Origin of the sequence: Streptococcus infantis, from assembly GCF_019929665.1 — a bacterium.
In the GTDB taxonomy this organism is placed as follows: Bacteria; Bacillota; Bacilli; order Lactobacillales; family Streptococcaceae; genus Streptococcus; species Streptococcus infantis_H.
In genome coordinates this window covers 102,791-115,117 of record NZ_JAHZPZ010000002.1, presented here as the reverse complement: position 1 = coordinate 115,117, position 12,327 = coordinate 102,791, and the positions used below count along the sequence as shown (strand labels likewise).

Genomic DNA, 12,327 nt, shown 5'->3' with positions numbered 1-12,327 from the left:
GATAGAATGATGCAGAAATTGACAAATCCTTTCCCTCTGGCAACTAGTTCCTTGATTCACTGTATTACCAATGAGATTTCTTGTGAGATGCTGGCTAATGGCATTTTGGCTCTGGGATGCAAACCAGTCATGGCAGATGATCTTCGTGAGGTTCTTGATTTTACTAAGCAAAGCCAGGCTCTCTTCATCAATTTGGGGCATTTGTCAGCTGAGAAGGAGAAAGCAATCCGTATGGCAGCTACTTATGCAAACCAAGCTTGTCTCCCAATGGTAGTAGATGCGGTTGGTGTATCAGCGTCACCCATTCGTAAGGATCTAGTCAGAAATCTTTTAGAATACAATCCCACAGTCCTTAAAGGAAATATGTCGGAAATCCGAAGTCTTGTTGGCTTAAAACACCACGGAGTCGGGGTCGATGCTAGTGCTAAAGATCAAGAAACTAAGGATTTACTTCAAGTTTTGAAAGACTGGTGTCAGACCTATCCTGGTATGTCGTTCCTAGTCACTGGCCCAAAGGATCTCATCGTTTCGGAGACCCAGGTTGCTATATTGGGGAATGGCTGCGACGAATTAGACTGGATAACAGGGACAGGAGACCTGGTGGGAGCCTTGACAACCGTTTTTCTCAGCCAAGGAAAGACCGCCTTTGAAGCTTCTTGCCTAGCGGTCTCTTATCTCAATATCGCTGCTGAGAGAATACTTGTTCAAGGAATGGGATTGGAAGATTTTCGTTACCAAGTTCTCAATCAACTCTCTCTCCTAAAAAGAGATGAAAACTGGCTAAAAGCAATCAAAGGAGACTTTTATGAATAGAGAAGCACTTAGACTGTATCTAGTAACCAATCGCTACCAAGATTCCTTGGAAAACTTTCTTGAAAAAGTCGAAACGGCCTGCCGTTTAGGTGTTACCATCATCCAACTACGAGAAAAAAATCTCACAACCAATCAATACTATCAACTGGCAAAACAAGTCAAGGAAATAACAGATGCTTACCAAGTCCCCTTAATTATCGATGATCGATTGGATATCTGTCTAGCAGTCGATGCTGCAGGTTTGCATATTGGCGATGATGAACTGCCAGTTTCGGTTGCCCGCAAAGTCTTGGGTCCTGAAAAAATCCTCGGTGTCACTGCTAAAACGGTTAAAAGAGCTCTAGAAGCAGAAACATCGGGTGCGGATTACTTGGGAACAGGAGCCATTTTCCCGACTACGACCAAAGAAAATGCACCCATCACTCTGATTTCAACCTTGAAAACAATTTGCCAAACGGTCGCCATTCCAGTAGTTGCTATCGGAGGCTTGACGTCAGAGAATATTGACCAACTTATCGGCACGGGTATAGTTGGAGTAGCTGTCGTACGTGATTTGATGCAGGCAGAAGATATTGAAGCAAAAACGCAAGCCTTTTTAACAAAGCTAAATGACATTGTTTCCTAATCAAAAACTCTCTAATTCCTTATAGCGGGAACTAGAGAGTTTTTTTCTTAATCTTTAAAAGTTGTATGGTTGACTGGGCCAGAACCATGTCCGAGTTGAGGAGCGTCTTGGATGGCTTTTGTGATAAAGGCCTTGGCCTTATCAACTGCCTGATAAAGACTTCTGCCCTTGGCTAGTTCAGCCGTAATCACAGCAGCAAAGGTACATCCAGTACCATGGGTGTGACAGGTTTGAATTCTTGGACTTTCCCAGACAAATTGCTCCCCCTTGGTAAAGAGGAAATCCTTGGCACCACCTTCAAGATGGCCACCTTTGATAACAACGGACTGAGGACCAAATTCTTTTATAATCAGGCGACCAGCACGCTGCATGTCTTCTGGATCATGAATCGAAAAACCAACAATCTCTTCTGCCTCAGGAAGATTGGGTGTGATAATGGTTGCAAGGGGAAGCAGATTAGTTTTTAGGTAGTCTCTGGCACTAGAATCAATCAGGGTGTCCCCGCTCGTAGCGACCATAACAGGGTCAAGGACGTAGGGACAATCCAGTTTTTTAAGATAGGGTTGGATGATCTCCATAATCTCAGTAGTTGCCAACATCCCAGTTTTTACAGCCTGAGGCTTGATATCCGAAAAGACACTCTCCAATTGAACTTCCAGCATTTGGCTGGAGACGTGCTCTATTAGCTGAACGCCTCTGGTATTTTGAGCGACAAGGCTGGTCACAACGGCCATTCCATAGACATCTCTAGCTTGGAATGATTTTAAATCAGCCATAATGCCAGCACCGCCACTAGGGTCAGTCCCTGCAATGGTTAGAGCAACGGGTAAATAAGTCATCTAAAACCTCCCAACCAACTGAAGTTTGTATTCTTAAGAACAAGCTAGTCTGTTTGAGGAAAGCAATAGAAGACTGCTAGTCCTCATTATCATTTCCACTTCCATCAGCTAGCATTACCTAGATTGAGTCAAAGGGATCTAACAGTCGTTAATCTCAGCTTTACGCACCCCTAGTGGTTGTTTTCTTTTTTCTTCAGTATAGCATATTTTTATAGTTTATATAGTAAAATTTGACTGTAAATCTCTCGTTACATGATTAGAATTCTATTTTTCGAAAAAATAATAAAAATTATAGTTGACAAATGTAGATTTTGCGAGTATACTGATAATTGAAATTGACAAATGTAGATTTTGGAGGTATGCTGATGCAGATTTCGGATGCAGAATGGCAGGTCATGAAGATTATCTGGATGCAGGGAGAACAGACTAGTACTGATCTCATCAAAGTATTAGAGAAAAGGTTTAGCTGGTCTAAGTCCACGATTCAGACACTCTTAGCCCGTTTGGTTGAGAAAGAATGCTTGACTCGGGAAAAGCAGGGCAAGTCCTTTGTCTATTCGGCCCTTTTAACTCTAGACGATAGTAGAGGTTTAATGGTTCAGGATATCAAAGACAAGCTTTGTTCTCGCAGGATGAAGCTCTTGCTAGCTGATTTGATTGAAGAATGTGACTTTACCCTAGCTGATTTGGAAGGCTTAGAGGAAGTGATTTCAAAGAAAAAAGCAAGTGCTGTAACAGAAGTAAAATGTAATTGTATGTAAAGGAGACGCTATGTTAAATCTATTTGTATCTATTGTTGTTTTAGGAATGATTGCTTTTATCCTCTTTTGGTTTTTCAAAAAACCGCAAGAAGATGCTAAGAGAGCTCAACAAAAGAATGGCTATCAAGAAATTCGAGTGGAAGTCATGGGGGGATACACTCCAGGAACTATTATCCTCAAAAAATCGCAACCAGCTCGTATTATTTTTGATCGAAAAGATCCTTCACCTTGCTTGGACCAAATCGTTTTTCCAGACTTTGGAGTGCATGCTGATCTGCCTATGGGAGACCAATATGTGGTTGAAATCACTCCTGAAGAAGCAGGTGAGTATGGTTTCTCTTGTGGCATGAATATGATGCACGGTAAGATGATTGTAGAATAGGAGAAGACTATGACCGAAATTGTAAAGGCAAGCCTTGAAAATGGTGTGCAAAAAATTCGTATTACAGCAGAAAAAGGCTATCATCCAGCCCACATTCAACTGCAAAAAGGGATTCCTGCTGAGATTACCTTTCATCGTGTGACACCTTCAAACTGTTATAAGGAAATTCTCTTCGAAGAAGAAGGGATCCTAGAACCAATCGCTCAAGATGAGGAAAAAGTCATTCGCTTTACGCCTCAAGACTTGGGTGAGCATGAATTTTCATGCGGCATGAAGATGCAAAAGGGGTCCTACACCGTTGTTGAAAAAACTAAAAAGTCTCTCAGTCTTTTACAACGTTTTTGGATTACTAGTATCTTTACTGTGCCTCTTGTGATTCTCATGATTGGGATGTCTACAGGAGGAGTTAGTCACCAAGTCATGCGTTGGGGCACCTTTTTAGCCACAACACCCATTATGCTGGTAGCTGGAGTTCCATATATCAGAAGCGCCTGGGCTAGTTTTAAAAAGCACAATTCCAACATGGATACCTTGGTTGCTCTGGGAACCCTAGTGGCCTATTTCTATAGCTTAGTTGCCCTCTTCACTGGTCTACCCGTTTACTTTGAAAGTGCTGCATTTATCCTCTTCTTCATTCTTTTGGGAGCAGTTTTTGAGGAAAAAATGCGAAAAAATACTTCGCAGGCAGTCGAAAAATTATTAGACCTACAAGCAAAAACAGCAGAGGTTTTGCGTGATGATGTTTATGTTCAAATACCTCTAGAACAAGTCAAAGTTGGGGATCTCATTCGCGTTCGACCAGGTGGAAAAATTGCCGTTGATGGGACTGTGTTAGAAGGTGAAACGAGTATTGATGAATCAATGGTGACTGGGGAAAGTATTCCAGTCGATAAATCAGTTGGAGATGCTGTCATTGGTTCAACCATCAATAATAGTGGTACGATCATCTTTAGAGCTGAAAAAGTTGGTTCTGAGACTATGCTGGCTCAGATTGTGGACTTTGTGAAAAAAGCGCAAACGAGTCGTGCTCCTATTCAAGATTTGACAGACAAGATTTCTGGGATTTTTGTACCAGCAGTTGTCATTTTAGGACTTCTTACTTTTTGGGTCTGGTTTGTTTTACTTGGAAATAGCTTTGTGACTTCACTTCTCTACGGAGTTGCTGTTTTGATAATTGCCTGTCCTTGTGCACTAGGACTCGCGACACCGACAGCACTTATGGTTGGAACAGGACGAAGTGCCAAGATGGGGATCCTTCTCAAAAATGGTACAGTTTTACAGGAAATCCAAAAAGTCCAAACAGTTGTTTTTGATAAGACAGGAACCTTGACCGAAGGGAAGCCAGTAGTGACAGATGTTGTCGGAGATGAAGGAGAAGTGCTAAGTTTGGCTGCTTCACTGGAAGATGTATCTCAACACCCGCTAGCTCAAGCAGTTGTAAATCGTGCATCTGAACTAGGAATTAGCCTTTACCCTGTTGAAAACTTCCAAGCCTTACATGGAAAAGGTGTGACTGGGGATATTAATGGTAAACAAGTCTTGCTTGGGAATGCCAAACTTTTAGATGATCTTGCTATTCCACATGATTATCAAGAACGATTTGATTTGCTTGAGAAAGAAGCAAAAACAGTTGTCTTCCTATCCGTAGATGGTCAGTTAAAAGGCTTAATTGCCTTGCAGGATGTCCCTAAGGAAAATGCTCGAGAAGCTATTGCTAAATTGAAAAAACGTGGTCTTAGAACGGTCATGCTTACCGGAGATAATGCTGGAGTAGCGCATGCGATTGCAGAGCAAATTGGAATCGAAGAAGTGATTGCAAATGTCTTGCCAGAGGAAAAGGCACATGAAATTCACAAGCTTCAAAAGAATGGCAAATTGGCCTTTGTTGGAGATGGTATCAATGATGCGCCGGCCCTCAGTGTAGCGGATGTCGGAATTGCAATGGGCTCTGGGACAGATATTGCCATTGAATCCGCAGATCTTGTCCTTACAACCAATAATTTACTAGGATTGGCACGTGCTTTTGATATGAGTAAGAAGACCTTTAATCGTATTCTACTCAATCTTTTCTGGGCTTCTATCTATAACCTCATTGGTATTCCGATTGCAGCAGGAGTGTTTTCTGGTCTTGGTTTGGTACTCAATCCAGAACTTGCAGGATTGGCCATGGCCTTTAGTTCAGTATCTGTTTTAATCAGCTCTCTTATGCTTAATTTTACTAAAGTCGATTAATACTCTTCGAAAATCAAATTCAAACCACGTCAGCTTTATCTGCAACCTCAAAGCTGTGCTTTGAGCAACCTGCGGCTAGCTTCCTAGTTTGCTCTTTGATTTTCATTGAGTATAAAAAGGCGGTCTTAACCGCTTTTTTCTATTCTAAAACAGATTTTCAAAACGTTTCCAAACTGTACTGTAATAGAGAATGAAAGTTTCTGAGCATATACTTAGAAATCTAAAATCAAATGTGATAAATTAGGATTGTAAATTTACTGAATCGTTTTCAAATAACATATAAAAGCGTTTTTTGTAAATATATGAAATTATTTTGAAGGAGAGTTATCATTATGACTCAAGGGAAAATTACTGCATCTGCAGCAATGCTCAACGTATTGAAAACATGGGGCGTAGATACTATCTACGGTATCCCATCAGGAACACTCAGCTCACTTATGGACGCTTTGGCTGAAGACAAAGATATCCGTTTCTTGCAAGTTCGTCACGAAGAAACAGGTGCTCTTGCAGCGGTTATGCAAGCTAAATTTGGCGGATCTATCGGTGTTGCAGTTGGTTCAGGTGGACCTGGTGCGACTCACTTGATCAACGGTGTTTACGATGCAGCTATGGATAACACTCCATTCCTTGCTATCCTTGGATCACGTCCAGTTAACGAATTGAACATGGATGCCTTCCAAGAATTGAACCAAAACCCAATGTACAACGGTATCGCTGTTTACAACAAACGTGTAGCTTACGCAGAGCAATTACCAAAAGTTATTGACGAAGCTTGCCGTGCTGCCGTTTCTAAAAAAGGTCCAGCTGTCGTTGAAATTCCAGTAAACTTTGGTTTCCAAGAAATCGACGAAAACTCATACTACGGTTCAGGTTCATACGAGCGTTCATTCATCGCTCCTGCTTTGAACGAAGTTGAAATTGATAAAGCTGTTGAAATTTTGAACAACGCTGAACGCCCAGTGATCTACGCTGGTTACGGTGGTGTTAAAGCTGGTGAAGTGATCACTGAATTGTCACGTAAAATCAAAGCACCAATCATCACAACTGGTAAAAACTTTGAAGCTTTCGAATGGAACTACGAAGGTTTGACAGGTTCTGCTTACCGTGTTGGTTGGAAGCCAGCCAACGAAGTGGTCTTTGAAGCAGACACAGTTCTTTTCCTTGGTTCAAACTTCCCATTTGCTGAAGTTTACGAAGCATTCAAAAACACTGAAAAATTCATCCAAGTGGATATCGACCCTTACAAACTTGGTAAACGTCACGCTCTTGACGCTTCTATCCTTGGTGATGCAGGTCAAGCAGCTAAAGCTATCCTTGATAAAGTAAACCCAGTTGAGTCTACTCCATGGTGGCGTGCAAACGTGAAGAACAACCAAAACTGGCGTGATTACATGAACAAACTCGAAGGTAAAACTGAGGGTGAATTGCAATTGTACCAAGTCTACAATGCAATCAACAAACATGCTGATCAAGACGCTATCTACTCAATCGACGTAGGTGACACTACTCAAACATCTACTCGTCACCTTCACATGACACCTAAGAACATGTGGCGCACATCTCCACTCTTTGCGACAATGGGTATTGCCCTTCCTGGTGGTATCGCTGCTAAGAAAGACAATCCAGATCGCCAAGTATGGAACATCATGGGTGACGGTGCATTCAACATGTGCTACCCAGACGTTATCACAAACGTTCAATACGACCTTCCAGTTATCAACGTTGTCTTCTCAAATGGTAAATATGCCTTCATCAAGGACAAATACGAGGACACAAACAAACACTTGTTTGGTTGTGACTTCCCTAATGCTGACTATGCGAAAATCGCTGAAGCGCAAGGTGCTGTAGGATTTACAGTTGACCGTATCGAAGACATCGATGCAGTTGTTGCAGAAGCTGTTAAATTGAACAAAGAAGGTAAAACTGTTGTGATCGATGCTCACATCACTCCACATCGTCCACTTCCAGTAGAAGTACTTGAGTTGGATCCAAAACAACACTCAGAAGAAGCAATCAAAGCCTTCAAGGAAAAATACGAAGCAGAAGAACTCGTACCATTCCGCCTCTTCTTGGAAGAAGAAGGATTGCAATCACGCGCAATTAAATAATTTCTCTCGTCGAAAATCAAAGATAAATTTGTAGACTTCTTTATTAGGTTACTGCCGACGATTTCATCATTGAAACCTTAATTTTCAATGATGGAATCTAGTGCGGAGCCTAGAAAAAGTCCTAAAGGATTTTTCGTAGTTTGATGAGCAAAGATTTGCCATCAAACTTGGTTCCGCCTTGTTTATTCTTTGATTTTCATAGAGAGAAACTTGAAAAGATCGGAGCAATCCGGTCTTTTTCTGGAGGATAGTTAATGAATTTAAATCAATTAGATATCATCGTTTCAAGTATTCCTCAAGTCTGTGCTGACTTGGAGCGTATTTTGGATAAACAGGCAGATTATGTTGATCAAGGCTTTGCTCAGTTCACGATTGGCAGTCATTGTCTAATGTTGTCCCAAAATCATTTGATTCCTTTGGAAGATTTTCAGTCAGGTATCATTCTTCACATTGAGATTGAGGATCTAGAGCAGAATTACCAACGTTTAAAAGAGAGAGGTGTCGAGATTTTACACGGTCCTTGTGAAACGGATTGGGGAACAGAGTCCTTATTAGTTAAAGGTCCTGCTGGTCTAGTGCTTGATTTTTATCGTATGAAATAAGGGGCTTAGTCATTTGAAGATAACCTTAACTATTCTTAAAACAGAATGTGAGAATATGAACTATTGAAAGATCGGAGCAATCCGGTTTTTTTTCTGTTATGCGATTTTCAGTCCGTCTCGTTCCATTAGGTGCGAGACAAAAAACCACCCGCTGACGGGTGGTTATGATTTCTACACTTATTGTTTGGCTTCCTGTTTTAATTGTTGCACCTGTTCCTTGTACTGGAGAAGCTCCTTGTCTTTTTTATGGATAGTCGTTTCTGCTTCAGCAATGCGGCTTTTCAGCTCTTGAGTCTTGCCATGGTGATAGCTAAAACCAATAGCACTACCAACAATGATCCCGATTACTAGACAAGTAAAAATCACCAAAATCAAGGGAGCAGATAGTTGTGTAAAGACAAGACTGACAGTTACTGTTTGACGATTGAGCAGACCAAAGGAGATCACAATGACTAATAAGATCAAACCGCCAATTAGATAAGCCTTATCTTTCAGTGACAATTCATTAAATTTTTTTAGCATAAGTTCCTTTTCTCCTGACTATGTTGATAGAAAATTACACACCATTTAGGTATTAACAAAATTCATTTTACTAGAAAATTTCGATACTGTCAATAATTTCTAACAGCTTATTTACCATCAATCGATTCATTGAAAAGGAGTATTCATTTTCTAATATTTGATTGACTAAACAGATCGGAGCAATCCAGTCTTTTTTCTGTTCCCTCTTTCTTCTCACAAGATTGTGATAGTTTACATCTTTATAACAAAAGCTTCAAAGTCTTGATTGTTTTGAAAGAAGATTATAAAATAAGATTCAGTAAAAATGAAATAGGTTTTGAAAATAACTGAAAAACAAATGAAAATGTTAGGTTGGGTAGCGACCTTTATGTCTGTTATGATGTATATGTCTTACTTCCCACAAATCATGGACAATCTGGCTGGTCAAAAAGGAAATTTCATTGAGCCCTTGGTTGCAGCGATCAACTGTAGTCTATGGGTCTACTACGGTCTTTTCAAAAAAGAAAGAGATATCCCCCTTGCAGCAGCGAATGCACCAGGTATTATTTTTGGCCTAGTAACCGCTATCACAGCTTTGATTTAAAAGGAACAGAGGAGACTAGTTTTCAGTCTTCTTTTTTTGTTTCCGGGGAGGCTATTTGCTTTTTCGAGAGGATAATTTTTTAAAAAACAATCTGATCAACTTAAATAGTAGAATAGTATCAGTATGTCACAGTATTTTATAAGAAAAGGTTTCAGAATGAGCTATAATATAAGTAAATGAACAAGCAAATAAGAAAGTTGAGTAGACTTATGACCGAAAAACTGACTTTTCCGGATGGTTTCGGCTGGAACAGGCGAAATGAACAAGCGCTATGGCTTTATCTATGTGGATCGAGATAACGCAGGAAATGGGACTCTCAAACGTAGCAAGAAGAAATCCTTCTACTGGTACAAGGATGTCATTGCCAGCAATGGTGCAAGTATTGAGTAGAGCACATTTGTTCACTATTTTTATAAAATCTTCTCCCTAATTTATAAGATGTGAAAAAGAGTTCAATTCGAACTCTTTTTTTGCTATAATGAAGGGAGAAAAATCAGACAGGAGATTGACATGTCAGAACCATTATTTTTACAATCAGTTATGCAAGAAAAAATTTGGGGAGGTACCAAGCTACGTGATGAGTTTGGTTACGACATCCCAAGTGAAAAAATCGGAGAATATTGGGCAATCTCAGCTCATCCAAATGGCGTTTCAAAGGTTGCAAATGGACGCTACGAGGGAACAGACCTAGCTACTTTGTATGCGGAACACCGTGAATTGTTTGGCAACCGTCCAGAACCTGTATTTCCACTTTTGACCAAAATACTCGATGCTAACGACTGGCTTAGCGTCCAAGTTCACCCAGACGATGCTTACGGATTAGAGCATGAAGGCGAACTTGGAAAGACAGAGTGCTGGTACATCATCGCTGCAGATGAAGGCTCAGAGATTATCTATGGGCACAATGCTAAGTCAAAAGAAGAACTCCGTCAGCAAATAGAGGATAAGAACTGGGATGCCTTGCTTACAAAAGTACCTGTTAAGGCTGGAGATTTCTTCTATGTACCAAGTGGAACTATGCATGCTATCGGTGCAGGTATCTTAATCCTTGAAACGCAACAGTCTAGTGATACTACCTACCGAGTTTATGACTTTGACCGTAAGGATGATAATGGCAACTTGCGTGAACTTCATCTTGAAAAATCAATCGATGTTTTGAATATTGGTGAGCCTGCAAACAGCCGTCCTGTGACTGTCAAAGCAGATGATTTGCGTTCAACTTTACTTGTCTCTAATGATTTCTTTGCAGTTTACAAGTGGGAAATCACAGGAAAAGTTGAATTTGAGAAGACGGCTGATTACAGCTTGTTGAGTGTCTTGGCTGGTCAAGGGAAACTGACTGTAGACGGAAAAGATTATCCAATTCAAAAAGGTAGCCACTTTATCTTGCCAAGTGATGTTGAAGCTTGGACCTTGGAAGGGCAAGGTCTAGAATTGATTGTTAGCCATCCATAAAAAGAAAAGGCTTGAGAGATATTCTCAAGTCCTTTTTGTATTTACATAAATTGGGCGATAAAGACCACGATGATGATAATTGGAATGATGAAACGAAGAAGGAAGAGCCAGACTTGGAAAAGTCCTTGTTTCCAAGGTGTTTCATCAAGATGAAGTTCCTCCATTGCCAGTGTTTTCTTGAAAATATAGCCTGTAAACAGGGACAAGCAGAGAGCACCGAAAGGCATGAGGAGGTTGGAAACCAAGAAATCCATGGCGTCAAAGAAGGTCTTTCCAAAGATATGGACATCAGCCATAAGACCATAGGATAGGGCCGAAGGGATACCAAAGACAAAAGTCAAGATTCCTAAAATCATACTCCACTTGGCACGCTTACGATTGTCTTGGTTGGTGATGTTACCAACATTGATCTCAAGCATAACGACTGATGAAGTTATAGTCGCAAAGAGGAAAAGCAAGAGAAAGAGGATATAGAAAATAGTACCAAAAGGCATATTGTCAAAGAGTTGCGGCAAAACAATAAAGAGGAGACTCGGTCCACCTTCAGATTGGATATTAAAGGCTGACATAGCAGGGAAAATCGCAAGTCCAGCCATAATCGATACAGAGATGTTCAAGGCAACGATGGACATTCCTGATTGGACCAGCTTAGTTTTCTTGTCTAGGTAGGAAGCGTAAGTCAACATGGCTGTAACTCCAAGGGATAGGGCAAAGAAAGATTGACCCAGTGCATAGAGAAGTCCAGCACTTGTTAGTTTTGAAAAGTCAGGTTTGAGGAAGTAAACGACGCCTTCCATAGCATTTGGCAAGCTAAGAGAACGCCCGATAATAACAATAAAGATGATAAAAAGTAGGGGCATCATAACCTTAGATGCTCTTTCAATACCTTTTTGAACGCCGTGTGATACGATGAAAATATTGAGGAAGATAAAGGCTGCTTGGGCTCCTAAAGCAATAACTGGATTAGAAATGATGGAAGAGAATTGCTGGGCATAATCTCCATTTCCGATTAGGTGGAATAATCTTCCAATCTCGATACCAAGGTATACCAGAATCCAACCTCCAATGACACTATAAAATGAGAGAAGGATGAAAAGAGCAAAGGCACCAATCCAACCAATAAAGTTGTACTTTTGATTGTTGCCAAGTTTTCCAAAAGTTTTGATTGCTGACACGCCAGCGCTTCGACCAAGGGCAAACTCAGCCAGTAGAAGAGGGAAACCAATCAATAGTGTCGAGATTAGAAAGACCAGTAAAAATCCACCACCACCATTAGCAGCAGTCATGTAAGGGAACTTCCAAACTGCTCCAAGACCAATTGCAGAACCAGCAGATGCAAGGATGAAACCCAGTTTTGAGCCCCATTGCGATTTTTCAGACATCGTTAAACTCCAATCTATTTTTA

General features: G+C 40.7%; 12 protein-coding genes, 1 pseudogene and 1 riboswitch. Of the genes and pseudogenes, 10 read left to right on the top strand and 3 right to left on the bottom strand.

All coding sequences use genetic code 11. The features are described 5' to 3' along the window. The first annotated feature begins 9 nt into the window (after positions 1 to 9). Entirely contained in the window at positions 10 to 813 is an 804-nt protein-coding gene (gene thiM, locus K1I61_RS03930) for a hydroxyethylthiazole kinase (RefSeq protein WP_223333323.1), read from the top strand. Continuing rightward, a complete protein-coding gene (gene thiE / locus K1I61_RS03925) occupies positions 806 to 1,438 on the top strand; it encodes a thiamine phosphate synthase (protein ID WP_223333321.1) in 633 nt (210 codons plus the stop codon). Before thiM ends, thiE begins: the two co-directional genes overlap by 8 nt. Before the next feature lie 47 nt (positions 1,439 to 1,485). On the opposite strand, the gene thiD is transcribed toward thiE, so the two are convergent. Then, the gene (gene thiD, locus K1I61_RS03920; protein ID WP_223333319.1) at positions 1,486 to 2,277 is read right to left on the bottom strand and encodes a bifunctional hydroxymethylpyrimidine kinase/phosphomethylpyrimidine kinase; all 792 of its coding nucleotides are present in this window, start codon (positions 2,275 to 2,277) and stop codon (positions 1,486 to 1,488) included. Between the two features lie 83 nt (positions 2,278 to 2,360). Beyond that, positions 2,361 to 2,459, bottom strand: a riboswitch (TPP riboswitch). Between the two features lie 183 nt (positions 2,460 to 2,642). Between thiD and K1I61_RS03915 the strand changes: the two genes are divergently transcribed. The 5 genes from K1I61_RS03915 (at position 2,643) to K1I61_RS03895 (ending at position 8,362) form a co-directional block, all read left to right on the top strand. Then, a complete protein-coding gene (locus K1I61_RS03915) occupies positions 2,643 to 3,038 on the top strand; it encodes a CopY/TcrY family copper transport repressor (protein WP_074324671.1) in 396 nt (131 codons plus the stop codon). A 10-nt stretch (positions 3,039 to 3,048) separates the two neighbouring features. Next, positions 3,049 to 3,420, top strand: coding sequence for a cupredoxin domain-containing protein (locus K1I61_RS03910; protein ID WP_004252344.1), 372 nt, complete (start codon positions 3,049 to 3,051; stop codon positions 3,418 to 3,420). Positions 3,421 to 3,429: 9 nt separating this feature from the next. Continuing rightward, positions 3,430 to 5,652, top strand: a complete 2,223-nt coding sequence (locus K1I61_RS03905) for a heavy metal translocating P-type ATPase (RefSeq protein WP_223333317.1) — start codon at positions 3,430 to 3,432, stop codon at positions 5,650 to 5,652. A 332-nt stretch (positions 5,653 to 5,984) separates the two neighbouring features. After that, positions 5,985 to 7,760, top strand: a complete 1,776-nt coding sequence (gene spxB / locus K1I61_RS03900) for a pyruvate oxidase (RefSeq protein ID WP_006148113.1) — start codon at positions 5,985 to 5,987, stop codon at positions 7,758 to 7,760. Positions 7,761 to 8,014: 254 nt separating this feature from the next. Then, positions 8,015 to 8,362, top strand: coding sequence for a VOC family protein (locus K1I61_RS03895; protein WP_020901924.1), 348 nt, complete (start codon positions 8,015 to 8,017; stop codon positions 8,360 to 8,362). Positions 8,363 to 8,539: 177 nt separating this feature from the next. Here K1I61_RS03895 and K1I61_RS03890 read toward each other — a convergent pair whose 3' ends face one another. Next, the gene (locus K1I61_RS03890; protein WP_049503129.1) at positions 8,540 to 8,884 is read right to left on the bottom strand and encodes a LapA family protein; all 345 of its coding nucleotides are present in this window, start codon (positions 8,882 to 8,884) and stop codon (positions 8,540 to 8,542) included. Between the two features lie 322 nt (positions 8,885 to 9,206). Between K1I61_RS03890 and K1I61_RS03885 the strand changes: the two genes are divergently transcribed. The 3 genes and pseudogenes from K1I61_RS03885 (at position 9,207) to manA (ending at position 10,922) form a co-directional block, all read left to right on the top strand. Beyond that, positions 9,207 to 9,467 (top strand): SemiSWEET family transporter, encoded by a 261-nt coding sequence (locus tag K1I61_RS03885; protein ID WP_025170330.1) that lies wholly within the window; start codon positions 9,207 to 9,209, stop codon positions 9,465 to 9,467. 234 nt (positions 9,468 to 9,701) lie between these two features. Next, positions 9,702 to 9,857 (top strand): annotated as a pseudogene (locus K1I61_RS03880) (family 1 glycosylhydrolase); the annotation flags it as partial. A 120-nt stretch (positions 9,858 to 9,977) separates the two neighbouring features. Beyond that, a complete protein-coding gene (gene manA / locus K1I61_RS03875) occupies positions 9,978 to 10,922 on the top strand; it encodes a mannose-6-phosphate isomerase, class I (protein WP_223333313.1) in 945 nt (314 codons plus the stop codon). 41 nt (positions 10,923 to 10,963) lie between these two features. On the opposite strand, the gene K1I61_RS03870 is transcribed toward manA, so the two are convergent. Beyond that, positions 10,964 to 12,304: a sodium-dependent transporter gene (locus K1I61_RS03870; protein ID WP_223333309.1), complete on the bottom strand. Its 1,341-nt coding sequence runs from the start codon at positions 12,302 to 12,304 to the stop codon at positions 10,964 to 10,966. Between the last annotated feature and the right edge of the window lie 23 nt (positions 12,305 to 12,327).